Here is a 19,845-nt window from a genome sequence, read left to right on the forward strand (position 1 = left end):
TGTTGTGGTTTTTATTATTGTCTTGTTATTCGCTTATCGAAATGTTTCTGAATTGAACGCCATATCCTTCGCTTTGCAAACCTATATGACCTTCGGTCACCGGACTTGTCCCTTCGTTCTGAAGCAAATCGTTGATGTAAACTGATATGTGGCCTTCTTTTATGACGATTTTTGCTTTATTCCATTCGCCGACGGGTTTTTCGTTCGAATTGTTCTTTTTGGGAATAACCGGAAATTTTGGTCTTTCGGTTACTCCTTCGGGCAGAGCATATTCGGCAAGTTGTGAATGATTGAGCAGCACGAAATCCCCTGCATTTCCTGCCTTGAGCTGGCATTCAATTGCTCGGGGAAACGGATTATCGGGTGACTCGATGAGCAGGAATATACCACTATTGCCGGCTTCGCCGAGCCATCGCCATTCTGTCTCGAGGGTGAAATCCGAATATTTTCTTTTGGTGTACATATAACCGATAGGCTTTCCGGTAATGAAAATAGAATGGTCTTTAACTGAGAATACCTCTTCCGGAGGAACGGAATCGGTTTCGATAACAAAATTCCAATTTGACAGATTTTTTCCATTGAAAATTTTGTCCGATTGGCCCGTACATCCGGTTACTATGAGCATGATTGCGCTTACAATAAGAATCAAGGTTTTTTTCATTGTGAACAGATTGAAAGATTTCGTAGATGTTGTTTACAAAGTTAATGTTTTTAAGTCAAATAACGAAAATTCATCGTCGGGATTTTTAGCTCAGACTGCTACAAGTCAAACGGGAGTTTTCGGGGACTACTAAAAAACTGAAAAATGATTGGATGTAAGCGTGGAAATACATACATTTGCTCAATTTTCTGATTGTAAGTGAATAAGGGATAATCGATGAAAAAAACACGCTTTCTGTGGGTTGACGATGAGATAGAGTTGATGAAACCCTATCGGCTTTTTTTGGAAGAAAAAGGCTACGAACTCGAAAGCGCGAATAACGGACGGGATGCCGTCGACCTGTGTCGGAATGAGCATTTCGATATGATTTTCCTGGATGAACACATGCCGGGAATATCGGGTTTGGAAACACTTTCGCAAATCGCCATGATCCGGCCGGATATTCCGGTGGTGATGGTTACCAAAAGCGAAGACGAAGGCATCATGGAGAAAGCTATCGGCAGAAAAATTGCTGATTACCTCATCAAACCCGTTAATCCCAACCAGTTGCTCATCACCATCAAAAAACACCTTGACAAGAATGAAATCATTCGCGAAGCGAATATCATAAATTTCCGCGAGGAGTACCTCCCATTGAACAACGAAATAAATCGTTGTCAAACGGCAGAAGAATGGGCTTATGTATATAAAAAATTAGTACACTGGGAGATAGAGCTGTCGCAAACGTATAGCCCGATGCATGAAATGCTTCAATCGCAAATGATGGAAGCCAACAACGAATTTGTGAAATTTATTCGTCGAAATTACGAAAAATGGCTCCCGGGAAAAGACGAACGCCCGATGTTGAGTTTCGATGTTTTCCCTAAAGTTGTTTTTCCTTTGCTCGACAAGGGTGAAAAAGTCTTTTTCATTTTAATCGACAATTTCAGACTCGACCAGTGGTATGTGGTAAAAGACATTGTTTCGGAATGGTTTTCCTATATCGATAACACCTTTTTCAGTATTTTGCCTACGGCAACCCAATATGCTCGCAATGCCATGATGGCCGGGTTGACGCCAAAACAAATTGCCGACAACTATCCCGAATATTGGGTTGATGAGACAAGGGCGGAAAGCAAAAACGCAAATGAGGAATTTTTACTGCGAAAACAATTGGAGCGTCATCGCCGCGACGAATCATTTTCATATTACAAAATTAATACCGCTGAGGAAGGCGAACACTTACTTCGGTTGTTCCCCGAAATGGCACGTAAGGATTTGAATGTTTTGGTTTACAATTTTTTGGATATGCTGTCGCATGCACGATCAGAATCGGACGTGATTCGCGAATTGGCCTCCGACGAAGCTGCTTATCGTTCGCTTACCCAATCATGGTTTTTGCATTCGCCTTTGTCTCCACTGCTCCGGAAAATTTCCGAAAATGGCTGCAAAGCAATTCTGACAACCGATCATGGTACCATTCGAGTGAAAAATCCGCTGAAGATTGTGAGCGACAAAGACATAAATGCAAATCTGAGATACAAAACCGGGAAAAATCTGACTTACGATCCGGCAAAAGTCGTCGAGACACCTTTTCCCGAAAAGTTTGGTTTGCCTTCGGCAAATTTAAGTTCCCGCTATATTTTTGCTACAGGCAATAATTTTTTCGTTTACCCAAACAATTTCAATCCATATGTTTCACATTACGGCAACACATTTCAGCACGGAGGCGTTTCGCTCGAAGAAATGATTGTCCCGCTCATCACCTTGTCTCCAAAATAGAATTATGTATATAGAAATAAACGATTTATCGGAAATTCATCAAGCCGCACGACAATTTTTGGCGGAGATTGACAATCAAAACGTTTTTGCCTTTTACGGCGATATGGGAGCAGGCAAAACCACCTTCATCAAGGCCGTATGTGAGGAATTGGGAGTTCAGGAACCGGTAACCAGCCCTACATTTGCCATCATCAACGAATATCGGGACAAAAAAGGGAAATCCATCTATCATTTCGATTTCTATCGCATCAAAAAGTTAGAGGAAGTTTTCGATTTTGGCTATGAAGACTATTTCTACAGTGGAAATCTTTGTTTCATCGAGTGGCCCGAATTAGTGGAATCACTCTTGCCTGAAAACGTAGTGCGTTTGTCCCTGCGTCAAACGGAAAATGGGGCTCGAATACTCGAAAATATCCAATAAATTCGGACCTCTTTTAAACTTTTTCAAGCCAAAAACAATCATACCGATATCATTCGGTGATTCATTTAACAAATTGGAGCGCACGAAACAACAATAACAGTATGAAGAAATTTATTCTTATTTTTTCGATCCTTCTCGGCTCGATGACACTGCCGGCACAAATCAACACCGAAAGAGTGATGATGATCGGGCGAAATGCGCTCTATTTCGAGGATTATGTATTAGCTATCCAATATTTCAATCAGGTGATTAACGCAAAGCCGTATCTGGCTGACGCCTATTATTACCGTGCGGTTGCAAAATTCATGCTCGACGATTTTAAGGGAGCCGAAGACGATTGCACCTTGTGCCTCGAACGAAATCCGTATTGGACTGCGGCTTATCAACTACGCGGAGCTGCCCGACAAAATCAGGAAAAATACGAGTTGGCCGCAACGGATTATCAGCGAAGTCTCGAATTTTATCCTGAAGATCAACTAACGCTGGTGAACATGGGGATCGTCAATATTCAAATGAAGCACTATGATACGGCAGGAAAATTCTTCGAAGTATTACTCAAAAAATTTCCCGACTACGTTCCCGGATATTTGACCCGCGCTCAAATGTATCTCGAAACAAAAGATACGGCCAAAGCATTGGCCGATTACAATAAAGCTATCGAGATCGATCCGTATATGGCACAATCTTTCTCTGCGAGAGGATTGCTTTATTTCCAACTGAAAGATTACAACAAAGCTCTTGCCGATTTGGATGAAGCCATTCGTTTGGACCCATACAACCAGGGAAATTATATTAATCGCGGATTGGTTAAATACAATTTGAACGATCTTCGTGGAGCGATGGCCGACTACGACCGCGTTATCGAAACCGATCCCAACAACCTGATTGCCCGTTTCAATCGCGGGTTGCTGCGTGCACAAGTGGCCGACAACAATCGTGCCATCGAAGATTTCAACAAGGTGCTCGAGCTCGAACCCGATAACACAATCGCCGTACTCAATCGTGCGATGCTCTACATCGAAATCAATAACTATCAGGCAGCATTAGCCGATTTGAATATTGTATTGGAAAAGCATCCCGATTTTTTTCAGGGATACTACACCCGGTCGGAGTTGAAACGACGTATGGGTGATTTGAAAGGTGCGGAAAATGATTTTTATATAGCTCGAAACGAACAGGAAAAACTGCAAAAGGATCTCGATCGGGTAGATTCCAATAAACCGAAAGATGAGTTGGCTCAAAAACAAACACGCGAAACATCGGATAATGATATCGAAAAATTCAATTTGCTCGTCGTAGCCGATAAGGAAAGTGAACAAAAAGAAAGATATAAGAATCAAAGTCGTGGAAAAGTCCAAAACATGAATACTCGCGTGGAACTTGAACCGAAGTTCGTGCTGACCTATTACGAGAAATCGTATGAAGTGCAACGCCCCGTTTACTTTTCTAAAGAACTGGATCAGGCAAATCGCGAACTCGGTTTGGCGTGGAAACTTCGCATCACCAACAACGAATCGGCGCTCAACGAGCAGCAAATTCAATCGCATTTCCGCTCGATTAACAACTATTCGAAACAAATCGAACAGCATCCCGAAAACGCTTCATTCTATTTTGGACGGGCTATGGATTATATGCTCGTTCAAGATTATGCCAATGCCTTGCAGGATATTAATAAATCTATCGATTTGAATCCTAATTTGATGCTTTCATACTTTGCGAGAGCGGTTGTACGTTCGAAACAACTCGAATTCGATCCCGAATTGAAGCAGACCAAACCGGAAAGTTCCGATTCGCCGTTGGATATACAGTTACCCTCTCGTAACGAACCTATTACGGCACAGAATTTGCCGAAATTGCCCGAAGTATCGATACAAAAAATCGAATACGATGCTATTCTGAAAGATTACGAAACGATTATCGATATGAATCCCGATTTCTATTTTGCTTATTACAATCGAGCCGAAATATTCAGTATCGAAAAGGATTATCGGGCTGCTATCAACGACTACACCGAAGCAATCAAACGTGAACCGAATTTTGCGGAAGCCTATTTCAATCGCGGCTTGGCGCGATTATCCATCGGCGAAACCCGGCAAGGCCTCGACGATTTGCGCAAGGCCGGTGAACTGGGCATCGTGCAGGCGTACAGCATCATCAAACGGATGCAATGAATGCGATGATATTTACTTTCACATACGAAAAAAACCTCCCGGAATTTCCGAGAGGTTTTTTCGATAAATGGGAGCATCATCCTTATTGCAAAGGTACTTTTTCTATCGAAAGCACATTCAGTTTCACCTTTTCGAAAGCTTTCCGAAGTTTCGTTGTGTCGGTTTTATCTGTGCGATAGGTAACGTTTACGGTATTGTTGGGTCGGTCATAATCCAACGCAGTTACACCTTTTTCGAAAGCAATGTTGCTATCGATCTTTTTCACGCAGTGATCACACATGTCATCGAGTTTCACTTTTACTACTTCTTTCTTGATTTGGTTTTTGGGAGTCTGTGCCCATCCGATGCCTGTTGTCAGGACCAAAATCAGGAATAAAACGCTCATTTTTTTCATATCACAGTTTGTTTTAAATAGGGTTTTTGAAATGTTTAGTGATGAATTTTGTCAAAATCGAGGTACGTTCATGCGAAATCCGGCATAGATTTTTCGTCCATGCACAGGTCCCCACACCATAGTAGCGTCAAAATTTTCGCCTCGCGGATCAACGGCATCGACAATTGGATTTTCCTGTCGGAAATCAAACAAATTTTCCGCTCCGAGATATACCGACCAGTTCCGAAAGAACTTGGTAATTTGGGCATTTACTACTGTAAACGAATCGTATCGATCCTCCCACAAAGGTGTGGTTGCATCCGGAGTGGGCATTCGTCCTCCGCCGTTGAGCTGGGCTGTCGCATCGAATTGCCACTTCTTGAGCGGAGTTTGGTACGATGCCGTGATCAGTCCCTTGTAATCGTTCATTAACGGTTTGGAAAGGAATCTGCTTTCGCCCGTTTCGATGTTTCGATAGTCCGATTTTGATCGGGTGTAGCGATAAGCAGCCGTGAGTGTAAAACCATCGAAAAAAGGATAACTCATTTCGATTTGAGCGTTGCTCGAATACGACTTTCCATCCTCCAGGTTGTAGAAACTGATGGCATGCGGATCGCTGTCCACATCCACAACCACTTGCTGCAGAAAACGGGTGTAATACCATTCTCCGGTGATCGTCAGTTGATTGTCGGAGATCGGGATGTAAAGCGTGGCATTGAACCCTGTATTCCAAGCTTCTTCCTGGTCAAGATCATCAGCAATGTTTATTCTCCGCGAACTGGCCAGCAGGTAATTGTTTTCGGCGAGTACATGAGCTGTGCGAAATCCTTTTCCGATGGATCCTCTTATGTGTACTTGGTCGGTGGGCGTGAATTTTACATGAAATCTTGGCGTAACAAAAAATCCGTATTGGCTGCTGTAGTCGGCCCGAATACCACCCAACAAAATGAGTTGATCGTTTAGATTATAAGTATATTGGGCGTACGCCCCTGTTACGGTTTCGTTGCGATCGTACGAAGCCATGCGCAGCATTTCATCGAAGCCGTCGTGGTTGACGCTTAATCCCGCACTTAAGGCATGTGCGTGCGAAAATTCTTTTTCGAAAATGAGGCTCAGATAGAGATTTTTTTGATTGACGTCGTAACGCGTGGTGTCGTATATCGATTTCTGATCGTGAACCGATCCCGATGCTATAAGGGCAGTACTGGTCATCAAATTGTTCTCGTTCACAACGGAATACGCTTGTTTGGTGTAGAATTCGCCTCTGTTGGTTTTCAGTGAGATGAGATAAGGATCGGGAAAGTCGTGATGTTGGGTATCCTGACCGCCGGTACGATTTTCGTGAATGTATTTTATCCCGTATTGCGATGCATAATTGCCGGTTTGATGATTCCATCGGTTCATCAGGTTGACCTGTTCGGTTTTCGGGTAATCAAGAAACCCATCGTTGTTGCGATCGTGAGCTTTCGTATCGTTGGAATAATGTGCAAACAGAGCTGTCTGTACATGGTCGTTAATATGTATGCTCGCGTCGGCATTTGCTTCGATGCGTCTTGCATCGTTGGCGAAGAGGTTCATAGAAAATTTGTCCATGGTTTGAGGCTTTTTGTATTCCACGTCTATCTGACCTGCCAATGCTTCGTAGCCATTCTTCACCGATGAAGTACCCTTCGAGATGTAAATCCCTTCCATCCACGGACCGGGAACGTAATCCATGCCGAAAGAGGAGGATGCTCCGCGAAAATTCGGATAATTTTCGGTTAACATTTGTACGTAGGTGCCTGCAAGTCCCAGAAGTTTGATTTGTTTTGCGCCGGTGGCCGCATCGTTGTAAGCCACATCGACCGAGGGATTAGTCGTAAAGCTCTCTCCCAGATTGCAGCAGGCATCTCTTCGGATTTCGCCCATCGTTATCTTCTGTGTCTGCAAGATGGACGAACGTTGCGTAACTGTGCCGGGAGTTCGTTTGGTGATAACCACCTCATCGAGCAATCGGGAATCTTCTTTCAGAATAATTTCAATTTGCTCATCGACACCTTCAATATGAATGTATTGTGGAACATAACCGGCATAAGTTACAACCAAATGTTCATGTTGATCTGATTTATCGATTTCGAAATAGCCGTTATTATCGGAAACGGTTCCCTTTTTCGATTTTTCCCAATAGATATTCGCCCCAATGACGGGCTGTCTTTTTTCGTCATACACATGTCCGTGTACTTTGTCCGAAGCAGTTATGGGTAGGGCTGCAACAAATGAAAACAGTATAAAGATAATATTTTTCATAACTAATTGATCTGATGAATAATAAATAAGAAATACACATCAATAAAAATGTGTAGAATTTTTACTTGCCCGAAAAATCAGACAAGTTGTTTTATTCATCAAATAATCAGTGTAGTCAGCAGCGAGAAATATTCTGCTTTGCTTTGGTGAGGAGGTTTTTGAGTAGCCGGATCTACGGAACCGATCAAGGGTGTAACATCCGATAAGAGTTTCGATGAAGGCATCAGGGCAGAGAGAGAATGTGCCAGATAGAAGGAAAGAGGCTCTACTCCTGGGTTATTGTTTGAAGTTGATTCCCAAAGGACCGAAATTCTTTCCACGCCGCACTCTTCAGGGGTACTCGCAAGATGTGGGGTGCAGCTATGCTCGTCGAAATGCGTAATCAATCCGTTCAAATGATGATGATGGTGCAGTTCGCAGCATGTGTCACCGATTACGGCCTCAACACCTTCCGCACGACAATCGTCACAGCAATAGAAAAAAATGTTCACTCCCGAACCGCCGTAGGCGATTAGAGAAGCAAGCAAGACGGCGAGGAATGTGAGGATGTTTTTTTTCATACGGACGCAAAATTATCTATTTAGAGTGAGTGGTAGAATGAATAAAAGTTAAAAATGTCTAATAGAATTTTGTTTTTACCTGGTAAACTTTTCTTAACCCTTCTTCGCCTGACGATTTTCGAATTTTATTTCCAAATCTGCTTTCTATAAATCACAAAATCATTACATTTGCATTCGCAAAAAACAATTAAGGGACAACCGTAACCCAACCTTTGTGGAACACATATTGTTCAATCGCAATCGTCAGGGTTCGAAGAATGAAAAATATGATTAAAATTACTTTTCCCGACGGATCGGTTCGTGAATACAAGGAAGGAATCACGTCGTTAGAAATAGCCGAAAGTATCAGTCCACGACTTGCACAAGAAGTGCTTGCCGCAAGTGTGAACGGAGAAACATGGGATTTGACACGGCCAATCGAACATGATGCAACGGTGAAGTTGCTGAAATGGGAAGACGAAGAGGGTCGTCATGCTTACTGGCACTCATCTGCTCACCTCATGGCCGAAGCTTTGCAAGAACTGTATCCGGGTATCAAATTCGGCATCGGGCCTGCCATCGAAAATGGGTTTTATTACGATGTCGATCCGGGTGAAGGCGTTGTTATCAAGGAATCCGATTTCCCCGCTATCGAAAAGAAAATGTTGGAATTAAGTGCTGCGAAAGAAGAAATTCGCCGCCAAAGCATCAGCAAGGCCGATGCCATTAAGATGTTTTCGGAACGCAACGAAAACTACAAAGTGGAGCTGATCAACGAGTTGCAGGATGGTGCCATCACTACATACACTCAGGGCGGTTTCACCGATCTTTGTCGGGGGCCACACCTGCCCAACACATCGTATATTAAAGCCGTAAAAATACTTAGTGCCGCAGGTGCCTATTGGCGTGGCGACGAAAAACGGCCGCAATTGACCCGCCTTTACGGTATCACTTTCCCGAAGAAAAAACTGCTCGACGAATATCTGATTATGCTCGAAGAGGCCAAGAAACGCGACCATCGCAAAATTGGCAAGGAGCTCGAATTGTTTGCTTTTTCGTCCAATGTGGGAGCAGGGTTACCTTTGTGGTTGCCCAAGGGAACGCAATTGCGTCTTCGCCTCGAGGATTTCTTGAAAAGAATTCAAAACGAATTTGACTATCAGCAGGTAATTACACCACACATCGGAGCAAAACAACTGTACGTAACTTCGGGACACTATGCCAAATATGGGAAAGACTCATTTCAGCCCATCCATACTCCCGAAGAAGGTGAAGAATTTTTACTCAAACCGATGAACTGTCCGCACCACTGCGAAATATATAGAGCTTTTCCGCGCTCATACAAGGAGCTTCCGCTCCGGCTTGCCGAATTCGGAACGGTTTATCGTTACGAACAAAGCGGCGAACTTCACGGACTTACCCGCGTTCGAGGTTTTACGCAGGACGACGCCCATATTTTCTGCACGCCCGATCAGGTGAAAGGAGAATTTCTGAAAGTGATGGACATCATCTTCATCCTTTTCAAAGCTCTCAACTTCGAAAACTTTGAAGCACAAATATCCCTTCGCGACCCCAACGACAAAGACAAATACATCGGTAGCGAGGAAAATTGGGAAAAAGCTGAAGCAGCTATTGTGGAAGCTTGTGCCGAAAAAGGATTAAAAGCCAAGGTAGTACTCGGCGAAGCCGCTTTTTACGGGCCAAAACTCGATTTTATGGTGAAGGATGCGCTTGGGCGTCGTTGGCAGCTGGGGACTATTCAGGTGGATTACAATTTACCCGAACGTTTCGAACTGGAATATACCGGTGCAGACAACCAAAAACACCGCCCCGTAATGATTCATCGAGCTCCATTCGGTTCGATGGAACGATTTGTTGCCGTGCTCATTGAGCACACTGCAGGTAAATTCCCATTGTGGCTTGCGCCTACGCAAGCAGTGGTTTTGCCCATCAGCGAAAAATACAATGAATATGCACAGCACGTAGTGAAGACGTTGAAAAAACATGAAATCCGCGCCGAAGTGGACGATCGTAACGAAAAAGTCGGGCGCAAGATTCGCGATAATGAACTTAAACGCATTCCATATTTGCTTGTCGTGGGAGAAAAAGAAGCAGAAAAAGAAGAAATATCTGTGAGAAAACAAGGCGGAATTGATTTAGGTTCAATAAATTTACTTACTTTTGCACAAAATGTTACTCAGGAAGTCAAAGAAATGATGAACCGGGAGCAAACGAATTAAACCGTTCAAATAAAAAATATCTAAAATAGCGAAACAAAGAAGAGCTGAATGAATTATAACTCCAAAGATTCAAAAGACCTATATCGGATCAACGAACGCATCCGAGTACCCGAAGTCCGTTTAGTAGGAGACAATGTTGAACCGGGAATTTATCCCACTCGAGAGGCTTTGAGAATGGCTCAGGAACAGGAGCTTGATTTGGTGGAAATATCCCCTACGGCGAATCCGCCTGTATGTCGCATCGTCGATTATCAGAAATTTGTTTATCAGCAAAAGAAGAAGCTCAAAGAACAGAAAGCCAAATCGGTAAAAGTCGTGGTGAAAGAAATTCGCTTCGGCCCTCAAACCGATGATCACGATTACAACTTCAAACTGAAACATGCTCAAAATTTTTTGAGCGAAGGGGCAAAAGTTAAAGCCTTTGTGTTTTTTAAAGGTCGTTCAATCTTGTTTAAAGAACAGGGAGAAGTGCTTTTATTGAGATTTGCCAACGATTTGGAGGACTATGCGAAGGTAGAACAAATGCCCATCCTCGAAGGTAAACGCATGTCAATTATGCTCGCACCGAAAAAGGGCGCTGCGTCTGCAAAAAAAGACAAGGAGAAAGAGGCCGAAACTGACGAATGAGTTTCGATTTTTCCGGAACGTGACAAAAGCCGAATGCATTTTCGGCTTTTTTATCGGTAAAATCCTATCTCGTTTTGGCAATCGAAATAAAATCGTTACCTTTGCACACTTTTTCGTTTGAAAGGGAGAAAAAATAATTAATTATCATTAGACAATAGCAAAATGCCAAAAATTAAGACTAATTCCGGTGCCAAAAAGAGGTTCGCCCTTACCGGATCAGGAAAAATCAAAAGAAAGCATGCTTACAAGAGTCACATTCTGACCAAAAAAACCAAAAAGCAGAAACGTAATCTTACCCAGACAGGTCTTGTTCACAAAACAGACGAACGGAACGTGAAGTTTCTACTTGGACTGAAGTAAACACTTTCATTATTAACGATTTATTAACCGAATGTATGCACCAAAGATCGCTATTTTCTGACAGCGACGCTATCATTCAAAACAAGTAAACATTATGCCAAGATCAGTGAATCATGTTGCTTCGCGCAACCGCAGAAAAAAAATTTTAAAACAAACAAGGGGATACATCGGCGCTCGCAAAAATGTATGGACAGTGGCCAAAAACACTTGGGAAAAGGGTCTGACTTATGCCTATCGCGATCGTAAAAACAAAAAACGCAACTTCCGTGCTTTGTGGATACAGCGTATCAATGCCGGCGCTCGCGCCAACGGAATGTCGTATTCGCGCTTGATGGGTGCTTTGCACAAAAACGAAATCGAAATCAATCGCAAAGTACTTGCCGATTTGGCCATGAATCATCCTGAAGCATTCAAAGCCATTGTCGATAAAGTAAAATAAGAAAAAGCTTCGCACCTTTTTCGGGGTAAATGAGGGAAAATCTTCACGGATTTTCCTTTTTTTATTTCAGGATGTATTTTTTTTTGCTATGTTTGTTCTCCTGTTATCGAATCAGCAGATGAAAACATTCTCTATAGAAGAACTCGAACGAGTAGAAACTATCCTGCGATCATGTAAATTATGTTTCGTGGGAATGGCCGATGAAGATGGCTTTCCTTATGTATTGCCGATGAATTTCGGATATGAGGACGGGACTATATATTTGCACTCGGCGCAGGAAGGGAGGTCCATTTCTATTCTCGAAAAAAATCCGCATGCCTGCATCACTTTTTGTTCCGATCCCGAATTGATTTTTCAACATCCCGATGTGGCTTGCAGCTATAGGATGCGGGCCGGTAGCGTGATTTGCGAAGGAAAGATTGAGTTTGAAAACGATTTCGCCGAAAAAGAAAAAGCCCTCGACATCATTATGAAACAATATACCGAAAGAACATTTTCCTATTCTGTTCCCGCAGTCAACAACGTGAAAATATGGAAGATGAAGATTGAAAACATGCAGGCCAAAGAATTCGGAATTATGAAACCGGGAAGTATCTCGTATAAGGATAGAACCGAATTCTGATGCGTGAAGATAAATATGAACGCAATTACTTTTACGTCATCTTATTTTGAATCATTTTAAAAATCATCACTCACTAATTGTATTAAACATGAAGAAAAATCTCTTGTTGTTTGTCGCACTTATTTTTACATGTCCCATTTTTTCGGCAGATCCTCCCGAAAAAAATGCTCCGGCTAAACCCATCGAGCTCACAAAGTCCGAATTTCTGACCAGGGTTTTCAATTACGAAGAAAATACCGAAGTGTGGAAATACAACGGCGACAAGCCCGCGATTGTGGATTTTTACGCTACGTGGTGCGGTCCCTGTCGCATAACTGCACCCATTCTTGCTGATTTGGCCAAGGAATACGGCGAAGCGATCTATGTTTACAAGATTGATGTGGATAAAGAACCCGAATTGGCTTCCGTTTTCGGGATTCAGAGCATACCCACCTTTATTTTCATTCCGCAAAAAGGCGATCCTCAGATGGCAATGGGCGCACTGCCGAAAGAAACGTTCAAGAAAGTTATCGATGATTTTCTTTTGCAAAAAACTTCTCTTCGAGAGTAATTTTCATATTGCATGCATATTTCCAGCCTTCAAAATCCGGCTATCAAGAATGTTGTTAAACTTTCGAAAAGCAAAGAGCGAAAAGAGCAGCAATTGTTTGTTATTGAAGGTGCTCGAGAATTGTCGTTGGCTTGTGCCGGCGGTTATCAAGTAGAGGCTGTGTATGTGTTTCGGGATATGTTTGCCAAAACCGAGTACCCCGATGTGTTAGCCGGCATCGACGATAGACGAATTTTTGATATTTCGCAAGCCGTATTCGAAAAAATTGCTTATCGTGAAAATTCGGACGGAATTATTGCTCTGGCGAAGCCTAAACTCCATTCTATAGAACAACTCCGCGTGAGCGAAAATCCTTTCGTAATTGTACTCGAATCTGTAGAAAAGCCGGGTAATCTTGGAGCTATCCTCCGCACGGCCGATGCTGCCGCAGTGGATGCTGTGATTGTTTGCGATCCGCAAACCGATTTGTATAATCCCAATGTTATCCGATCGAGCGTCGGAACCGTTTTTAGCGTGCAAACCGCCGTATGCTCCTCTCAGGAGGCTTTCGATTGGCTCGAGACACATCATATTGTTTCTTTTGCTGCCGAGCTGCAGGCCTCCGAGTTTTATCAAACGGTCGATTTCAGAGGGCCTTCTGCCATTGTGATGGGAACCGAAGCCGACGGATTGACCGATTTTTGGTTGCGGCATGCAAAAAAGCGAATCAAGATTCCCATGCGGGGGAAAATCGATTCGCTTAATGTTTCGGTTTCTACTGCTATTCTTACTTTCGAAGCGATGCGACAGCGAGGCTTTTGAGAAAAGCAATGGCACATCCTTATCACACTACTGCATTACAGGTACTGCGTGTTTTTCTGGTTGTTGGTTAATATCATATCACGTTGAGCGCGCATCATGTTGATGGATTGCAATACAATGTTTTTCGTTTCGTTCAAAATATTCAGAAACAGAATACTTGTACGCGTTCCCGATTCCATGTTTTTTACTCGTTTTATTTGACGTTTGGTTAGTTTTGCGTAAAGGTCGAGCATATTGTCTCGATATTTCAGTAATGTGTCGAACGACGAATAGTCATGTCGTTCCATCATATTGATAAAAGCATTATACATATCCGATACATTTTTGCTCATGCGTTGCAAGTCTTCGGCCTGCTGTTCGTTAAATCCGGTGTGGTTGTTGTCGATATGCTTGAAACTTTCGGATGTGATAGACTTCAATGCTTTCGTTATTTCGTAGGTATAGTCGATAATCTGCACATATTCCTGCTCGATATCCATTTCCTCGAGGGCGATGCGTTGTATCGTCGGAACCACTTCGTATGTTCGCTTATCCTTGTACAGATTATATAACTCGTCTGCTTCCTTCGAGATCGTCTTCAACAATTTTCTATCTTCATTCAGCAATCCGTCGATATTTTTCTGATAAATATCGAGCATTCGTTCCATTGTATTCCGGACATCAGACGTACAAGCCTTAATGATTTCGTTTTCGTCATTGAGCAAGGTAGCATTTGTTTGTTCTTTCTCCTTTCGCCGCTTGTGAAAATTTGATGATTGGAGTAAGATGAAAAAGAGTAATACGAGGAATGCGAAAATAGCAATATTTCCACCCCAAGAAAGGATTAAGGCGATGATAAACGATACGGAAAATGCGACTATAGCCGTAATAAACCACCCGCCGATCACCGTTAGAACGCCGTTAATGCGATAGACGGCACTTTCTCTACCCCAAGCCCTGTCGGCAAGAGAGGTTCCCATAGCCACCATAAATGTGACATAAGTTGTGGACAATGGCAATTTCAGAGAAGTTCCCAATGATATTAGCAGGGCAGAAATAGTAAGATTTACAGAGGCTCTGACCAAATCGAATGAAGCATTTTTTTCTTCACGTTCGTAGGGAATAAATCTTTCGTTTAGTGCTTTCTGCACTCCCGTGGGAATAATTTTTTTCAGCGTAGAATTAATGCTTACCGCAGAACGCACCACCGAACGTGCAACGGGTGAAGAAGAAAACCGTTCCATCCCGGCATCTTGCCGCGCCAGGTTGACCTCGGTTTCGGTAACAGTTCGCGACTTTTTCGAAAACCATAAAGCCAAAATCATGATAACGCCGGCTGCCAACATATATCGCCAATCCGCTATCACCGGTGCATTCAGTCCTTCCATATACAGATTGTTGAGATCGCCTCCTTGAGAGAGAAAGCTTTGCCCAATCTGAAACGAACTTAACCCCGCCATAAACACCCCGATGAAATTTACCAGATCGTTGCTCGCAAAAGCCAATGCCAGTGCCATTGTGCCTGCCAATACTATGATTCGCAATATGTTTACTCTAAATAAATGCTGAAGAATCGCCATAACGATCGTCCATCCTGCAAAAGTGATCAACAACGCCTGCGTCATGTTGTTGTTGAGGTATTCCATAAATTCGGGAGTGATAATGCTGCTTCCTTTCAATCCCTTAAACACTGCGAAATAGGTGATGGCTGTAAGTGCAAAACCTCCCCATAACGCTCCGAAATACTTGAACGGTTTTTTGTAATTGAATGAAAATATGATTCGCGAGAGATACATAATCAGGCTTCCGGTTACGAAGGCGATGGCCACCGAAACCAATATGGCCGTAATCATGGCGAGTGCTTTGGCCGTATTGATGTAATCTGCGAGATTGCCGCCGTTGTTTTGCCAGATTATGAAAAGAGAAACTCCTACCGCTGACCCCAATAGTTCAAAAATGAGCGAGACTGTAGTCGATGTCGGCAATCCGAGCGAATTGAAAATATCCAGCAGCATGACATCTGTTATCATTACGGCCAGAAAAAGCATCATCACGTCGTGAAAAGTGAACATCTCGGGCCGGAAAACCCCATTACGGGCAATTTCCATCATCCCGCTCGAAAAGAGTGTTCCAAGCAGTACACCTAATGATGCAACCGATAAAATAACCCACAACGGGGCAGCTTTAGAACCAATACCTGAGTTTAGAAAATTGACGGCATCGTTTGCGACCCCCACGGTCAAATCGAGAACTGCCAGAAGTAGTAATACCAGAACGATAATGAGGTAGATTGTATCCATAAAAATTATATGGTTAATTTACAATTGAATGACCAACCATTTCAAATTCCGTCGCAAAAATACAAAATAATTTTTAACATAGGAGACAAATTTATTCCGGAAACGAAAACTTAACAAAAACGTAACATTCGTCATTCTGTCCCGATTCCTCAGGATAAGTCTTTCGTGGATCTTATTTATGGATCAGATATTCATATGTATATAATTATGAATAGTTTCAGTTTGCTTTTTTGGCGTAAACCCTTACATAGTCGATATAGAAATGATGAGGAAACAGCGATTCGTCAATCCCTTTTTGCCCACCCCAATTTCCTCCGACAGCCAAATTCAGAATCAGATGAAACCTCTTGTCGAATGGCCATTCGGCATAACTCCCATGTTCGTTTTGAAATGTGAAATAACAAGTGTCGTCCACATACAGACGATATTCTTCGGGTTCCCATTCCAGTGCATATACGTGATAATCGGTATGGCATGTCGGGACATATATCTTCGCATTTTTCTGTGTGCCGGCAACATGGTTGTAGCTCTTTGTGTGCGCCGAACCCACAATCGTATCGGGGTCGTACCCTACGTTTTCCATGATGTCGATTTCGCCGCTGTTAGGCCACGCTCCGTATTCCCAATCGGTTGGCAGCATCCAGATGGCAGGCCAGGTGCCTTTGCCGGTAGGGAGTTTGGCTCGAATCTCGAATCTTCCGTATAACCAATCGCCCTTCCCTTTTGTGATCAGTCGCGCCGATGTATAGCGTTTCCCACCCATACTGTCGATGCGTGCGGTGATAGTAAGCACGCCGTTTTCTACGAACGCGTTGGCCGAATCGTTAGCTGTGTAGTGCTGCGCTTCGTTGTTGCCCCATCCCCATTGGTTTCCTTCGGTGTCGTAACTCCATTTTGCGGAGTCGGGTAAGCCGATATAATCGAATTCTTCATCCCAAACAAGTTGCCATTCGCCTGTAGTGGTCGAAATGTGTTCGTAATCTTTTTGAGCTGTTTTTTTATCGTGATTTTGATTACAGGCAATTAAAAGAAAGCCGGTCAGCATCCATAATATTTTTCCCATTTTCTTTTTCGGTTTTTTTTAAAGGTAGATTTATGTTTCAATTTTCTGTTTATCTTGCCGATCGTTGTTGCCGGCATGGTTTACTTCACCTGCAAAAATACGGTATTTTTTTCTTTTAGGGTGTTTTAACGCGAGAATATGAACCTCAAACACCTATATTTGTTTTTTCTGTGTTATGAATGAAGACGTTAAAACCTTTCAAATAAAGTTGCTTAAACTTCCCGATTTCTCTCGAAATAATCTTCAGGAAGTGAACGGAATCGAATCTTTACACATAGACGAAAAAAATTCGAAACTCTCGTTTTCCGTTTCCGAAAAGTATGTCGATGATGCTGCCGAAATCGTTCAAGGGCTCGTATCGCGGATTCGCCGGGCGGGAGGTGAAGTGCTTTCCCGACATGCAACTTATCCGGTGCTCAACATGACGTGCGCTTCTTGCGCATCGAGCACACAAAACATTTTGTCGTATGTTCCCGGTGTTTTGGATGCTTCCGTAAACTACGGAAATGGAAAGGGCAATATCGAATATCTGCCTGATATAGTGACTCCGCGAGCGATGAAAACCGCTCTTCAGGATATCGGTTACGATTTGTTGATCGATGAAGCCGAATCATCCTTCGAAAATGTAGAGCATCTTCATGCCGAAAACTATCGCAAACTTCGCAGGCAAACAGTCTGGGCAATCAGCCTTTCGATTCCGCTGGTGCTGATCGGCATGTTTTTCATGCATATTCCCTATGCAAATTATATTATGTGGATATTGGCTACTCCCATTTTGTTCGTTTTCGGTCGTCGCTTTTTCATAGGTGCGTGGAGGCAGGCAAAACATCGTTCGGCCAACATGGACACACTCGTGGCCCTCAGTACGGGCATTTCCTATCTTTTCAGCGTGTTCAATACGCTGTTCCCTCAGTTTTGGGAAAAACAGGGTCTCGAAGCGCATGTCTATTTCGAAGCTTCGGGGGTTATCGTCGCGTTTATTCTTTTAGGAAAATTGCTGGAAGATCGAGCTAAGGGAAATACCTCGGATGCCATTCGCAAACTGATGGGTTTGCAACCTTCGACGGTTACCGTCATGCGCGACGGCAAACCGGTAGAGACAGGCATTGCGGATGTGATGATAGATGATATTGTGTTGGTGAAGCCCGGAGAAAAAATCGCCGTCGATGGTGTTGTCGTCGAAGGAAATTCGTTTGTGGACGAAAGTATGATCAGTGGTGAACCTGTGCCGGTCGAAAAACTTCCCGGTGCCGTGGTGTTTGCCGGAACGATCAATCAGAAAGGGAGTTTTTCGTTTCGTGCACAAAAGGTAGGTAAAGATACCTTGCTCGCCCACATCATTCAAACGGTGGATCAGGCACAGGGAAGCAAAGCTCCCGTTCAAGCCTTGGTGGATCGAATTGCCGCGGTTTTTGTGCCGGTGGTCATGGGTATTGCCGTTATCAGTTTTGTTGCGTGGTTGATTTTCGGAGGCAACAACGGCTTCGTTTACGGACTGCTTTCGCTGGTAACCGTGCTGGTGATTGCCTGTCCCTGTGCATTGGGGTTAGCTACGCCTACTGCCATCATGGTGGCCATCGGCAAAGCTGCCGACGAAGGTATTTTGATTAAAGATGCCGAAAGTCTCGAGCAAGCGAAAGATGTGGATGTTGTGGCACTCGACAAGACGGGAACCATTACCGAGGGAAAGCCGCGTGTTGCCGATATGATATGGACTTCCGACGCTACGAGCATTCATCGCGATATTTTGTACAGTATCGAATCACGTTCCGAACATCCATTGGCTGAAGCTGTGGTTGCCGCCATCAAAGAGGATGCCTCCCTGCTCAACGATGTCTCGGTTGAACATCAAAGTGGGAAAGGGATCGAAGGTGTTTACGGCGGCGTAGAGCGATATTTTGTTGGGAGTGTTGCGTATATTCAGTCGCAACACGTCCACATACCTCCCGATTTGCAATCGAGAATCGATGAGGAACTTGCTTCTGCCCATACCGTTTCTGTTTTTGCTTCGTCCGAAAAAGCGCTTTGCGTGATTTCCATTACCGATAAGGTGAAACCGACCTCGATAGAAGCCGTAGCTCAATTGCATAAGATGGGCATTGAAGTGGCTATCTTTACGGGCGATAACGAACGAGTAGCCGCCGAACTCGGCAAACAACTGGGCATCGCAAACGTGAAAGGGAATCTACTCCCCGAGCAAAAATTGCAATTGGTAAAAGAGCTTCAGCTGCAGGGTAAAAAGGTAGCGATGGTGGGTGACGGCATCAACGATAGCGCGGCGCTGGCGCAGGCAGATGTGAGCATTGCGATGGGCAAGGGTAGCGATATCGCTATGGATGTGGCCAAAATGACCATTATTTCAAACGATCTTACCAAAATTCCGAAAGCAATCCGTTTGTCGGCCGAAACGGTCAAGACCATTCGTCAAAACCTCTTCTGGGCGTTTATTTACAATGTTATCGGCATTCCGATTGCTGCCGGCTTGCTCTATCCCGTAAACGGATTTTTACTCAATCCGATGATTGCCGGAGCTGCTATGGCTCTCAGCTCGGTGAGTGTTGTGTCCAACAGCCTTCGACTAAAATCGAAACGCATCTGATTTTACAAACAGAAGTTATTCCCGAGACGATATCGTGTCGTTCGGTCAAAACG

General features: G+C 43.6%; 17 protein-coding genes. 11 read left to right on the forward strand and 6 right to left on the reverse strand.

The window, feature by feature from the left end:
* Positions 1-25: 25 nt before the first annotated feature.
* On the reverse strand, positions 26-661 hold the full coding sequence (locus EJN84_RS05995; protein WP_129594561.1) for a 3-keto-disaccharide hydrolase: 636 nt from the start codon (positions 659-661) through the stop codon (positions 26-28).
* 216 nt (positions 662-877) lie between these two features.
* On the opposite strand from EJN84_RS05995, the gene porX reads away from it, so the two are divergent.
* The 3 genes from porX (at position 878) to EJN84_RS06010 (ending at position 5,014) form a co-directional block, all read left to right on the forward strand.
* Positions 878-2,422 carry a T9SS response regulator signal transducer PorX gene (porX, locus tag EJN84_RS06000; protein ID WP_129594562.1) on the forward strand — a complete coding sequence of 515 codons (1,545 nt, stop codon included), beginning with the start codon at positions 878-880 and terminating at the stop codon, positions 2,420-2,422.
* 4 nt (positions 2,423-2,426) lie between these two features.
* A complete protein-coding gene (gene tsaE, locus EJN84_RS06005; protein ID WP_101488102.1) occupies positions 2,427-2,843 on the forward strand; it encodes a tRNA (adenosine(37)-N6)-threonylcarbamoyltransferase complex ATPase subunit type 1 TsaE in 417 nt (138 codons plus the stop codon).
* A 101-nt stretch (positions 2,844-2,944) separates the two neighbouring features.
* The gene (locus EJN84_RS06010) at positions 2,945-5,014 is read left to right on the forward strand and encodes a tetratricopeptide repeat protein (protein ID WP_129594563.1); all 2,070 of its coding nucleotides are present in this window, start codon (positions 2,945-2,947) and stop codon (positions 5,012-5,014) included.
* 82 nt (positions 5,015-5,096) lie between these two features.
* Here the strand turns inward: EJN84_RS06010 and EJN84_RS06015 are convergent, their stop codons facing one another.
* The 3 genes from EJN84_RS06015 to EJN84_RS06025 form a co-directional block, all read right to left on the reverse strand.
* Positions 5,097-5,399, reverse strand: coding sequence for a heavy-metal-associated domain-containing protein (locus tag EJN84_RS06015; RefSeq protein ID WP_165004105.1), 303 nt, complete (start codon positions 5,397-5,399; stop codon positions 5,097-5,099).
* A gap of 60 nt (positions 5,400-5,459) precedes the next feature.
* Positions 5,460-7,673, reverse strand: a complete 2,214-nt coding sequence (locus EJN84_RS06020; protein WP_129594565.1) for a TonB-dependent receptor — start codon at positions 7,671-7,673, stop codon at positions 5,460-5,462.
* A gap of 98 nt (positions 7,674-7,771) precedes the next feature.
* Positions 7,772-8,233, reverse strand: coding sequence for a hypothetical protein (locus tag EJN84_RS06025; RefSeq protein WP_129594566.1), 462 nt, complete (start codon positions 8,231-8,233; stop codon positions 7,772-7,774).
* 266 nt (positions 8,234-8,499) lie between these two features.
* Here EJN84_RS06025 and thrS point away from each other — a divergent pair, with 266 nt between their 5' ends.
* From thrS to EJN84_RS06060, 7 genes are all read left to right on the forward strand, one after another.
* Positions 8,500-10,452 carry a threonine--tRNA ligase gene (gene thrS, locus EJN84_RS06030; RefSeq protein WP_129594567.1) on the forward strand — a complete coding sequence of 651 codons (1,953 nt, stop codon included), beginning with the start codon at positions 8,500-8,502 and terminating at the stop codon, positions 10,450-10,452.
* A 48-nt stretch (positions 10,453-10,500) separates the two neighbouring features.
* The gene (gene infC, locus EJN84_RS06035; RefSeq protein WP_129594568.1) at positions 10,501-11,079 is read left to right on the forward strand and encodes a translation initiation factor IF-3; all 579 of its coding nucleotides are present in this window, start codon (positions 10,501-10,503) and stop codon (positions 11,077-11,079) included.
* A gap of 162 nt (positions 11,080-11,241) precedes the next feature.
* Complete coding sequence (gene rpmI, locus EJN84_RS06040) at positions 11,242-11,439, forward strand: 50S ribosomal protein L35 (RefSeq protein ID WP_129594569.1); 198 nt, start codon at positions 11,242-11,244, stop codon at positions 11,437-11,439.
* 94 nt (positions 11,440-11,533) lie between these two features.
* Entirely contained in the window at positions 11,534-11,878 is a 345-nt protein-coding gene (gene rplT / locus EJN84_RS06045; protein ID WP_101487890.1) for a 50S ribosomal protein L20, read from the forward strand.
* Between the two features lie 118 nt (positions 11,879-11,996).
* On the forward strand, positions 11,997-12,500 hold the full coding sequence (locus tag EJN84_RS06050; RefSeq protein ID WP_129594570.1) for a pyridoxamine 5'-phosphate oxidase family protein: 504 nt from the start codon (positions 11,997-11,999) through the stop codon (positions 12,498-12,500).
* 88 nt (positions 12,501-12,588) lie between these two features.
* Positions 12,589-13,050 carry a thioredoxin gene (gene trxA, locus EJN84_RS06055; protein WP_129594571.1) on the forward strand — a complete coding sequence of 154 codons (462 nt, stop codon included), beginning with the start codon at positions 12,589-12,591 and terminating at the stop codon, positions 13,048-13,050.
* 12 nt (positions 13,051-13,062) lie between these two features.
* A complete protein-coding gene (locus EJN84_RS06060) occupies positions 13,063-13,851 on the forward strand; it encodes a TrmH family RNA methyltransferase (RefSeq protein WP_129594572.1) in 789 nt (262 codons plus the stop codon).
* Positions 13,852-13,886: 35 nt separating this feature from the next.
* Here the strand turns inward: EJN84_RS06060 and EJN84_RS06065 are convergent, their stop codons facing one another.
* Positions 13,887-16,130: an inorganic phosphate transporter gene (locus EJN84_RS06065; protein WP_129594573.1), complete on the reverse strand. Its 2,244-nt coding sequence runs from the start codon at positions 16,128-16,130 to the stop codon at positions 13,887-13,889.
* A 217-nt stretch (positions 16,131-16,347) separates the two neighbouring features.
* Positions 16,348-17,193 carry a glycoside hydrolase family 16 protein gene (locus EJN84_RS06070; protein WP_238943944.1) on the reverse strand — a complete coding sequence of 282 codons (846 nt, stop codon included), beginning with the start codon at positions 17,191-17,193 and terminating at the stop codon, positions 16,348-16,350.
* 175 nt (positions 17,194-17,368) lie between these two features.
* Between EJN84_RS06070 and EJN84_RS06075 the strand changes: the two genes are divergently transcribed.
* On the forward strand, positions 17,369-19,792 hold the full coding sequence (locus EJN84_RS06075; protein WP_129594574.1) for a heavy metal translocating P-type ATPase: 2,424 nt from the start codon (positions 17,369-17,371) through the stop codon (positions 19,790-19,792).
* Positions 19,793-19,845: the final 53 nt, after the last annotated feature.

Source organism: Seramator thermalis (assembly GCF_004138125.1).
Classification (GTDB): domain Bacteria; phylum Bacteroidota; class Bacteroidia; order Bacteroidales; family Dysgonomonadaceae; genus Seramator; species Seramator thermalis.

Bases quoted from the DNA above. Each gene is read 5' to 3' on its own strand.
- EJN84_RS05995 (WP_129594561.1), bottom strand. From the start codon at position 661: ATGAAAAAAACCTTGATTCTTATTGTAAGCGCAATCATGCTCATAGTA.
- porX (WP_129594562.1), top strand. From the start codon at position 878: ATGAAAAAAACACGCTTTCTGTGGGTTGACGATGAGATAGAGTTGATG.
- tsaE (WP_101488102.1), top strand. From the start codon at position 2,427: ATGTATATAGAAATAAACGATTTATCGGAAATTCATCAAGCCGCACGA.
- EJN84_RS06010 (WP_129594563.1), top strand. From the start codon at position 2,945: ATGAAGAAATTTATTCTTATTTTTTCGATCCTTCTCGGCTCGATGACA.
- EJN84_RS06015 (WP_165004105.1), bottom strand. From the start codon at position 5,399: ATGAGCGTTTTATTCCTGATTTTGGTCCTGACAACAGGCATCGGATGG.
- EJN84_RS06020 (WP_129594565.1), bottom strand. From the start codon at position 7,673: ATGAAAAATATTATCTTTATACTGTTTTCATTTGTTGCAGCCCTACCC.
- EJN84_RS06025 (WP_129594566.1), bottom strand. From the start codon at position 8,233: ATGAAAAAAAACATCCTCACATTCCTCGCCGTCTTGCTTGCTTCTCTA.
- thrS (WP_129594567.1), top strand. From the start codon at position 8,500: ATGATTAAAATTACTTTTCCCGACGGATCGGTTCGTGAATACAAGGAA.
- infC (WP_129594568.1), top strand. From the start codon at position 10,501: ATGAATTATAACTCCAAAGATTCAAAAGACCTATATCGGATCAACGAA.
- rpmI (WP_129594569.1), top strand. From the start codon at position 11,242: ATGCCAAAAATTAAGACTAATTCCGGTGCCAAAAAGAGGTTCGCCCTT.
- rplT (WP_101487890.1), top strand. From the start codon at position 11,534: ATGCCAAGATCAGTGAATCATGTTGCTTCGCGCAACCGCAGAAAAAAA.
- EJN84_RS06050 (WP_129594570.1), top strand. From the start codon at position 11,997: ATGAAAACATTCTCTATAGAAGAACTCGAACGAGTAGAAACTATCCTG.
- trxA (WP_129594571.1), top strand. From the start codon at position 12,589: ATGAAGAAAAATCTCTTGTTGTTTGTCGCACTTATTTTTACATGTCCC.
- EJN84_RS06060 (WP_129594572.1), top strand. From the start codon at position 13,063: ATGCATATTTCCAGCCTTCAAAATCCGGCTATCAAGAATGTTGTTAAA.
- EJN84_RS06065 (WP_129594573.1), bottom strand. From the start codon at position 16,130: ATGGATACAATCTACCTCATTATCGTTCTGGTATTACTACTTCTGGCA.
- EJN84_RS06070 (WP_238943944.1), bottom strand. From the start codon at position 17,193: ATGGGAAAAATATTATGGATGCTGACCGGCTTTCTTTTAATTGCCTGT.
- EJN84_RS06075 (WP_129594574.1), top strand. From the start codon at position 17,369: ATGAATGAAGACGTTAAAACCTTTCAAATAAAGTTGCTTAAACTTCCC.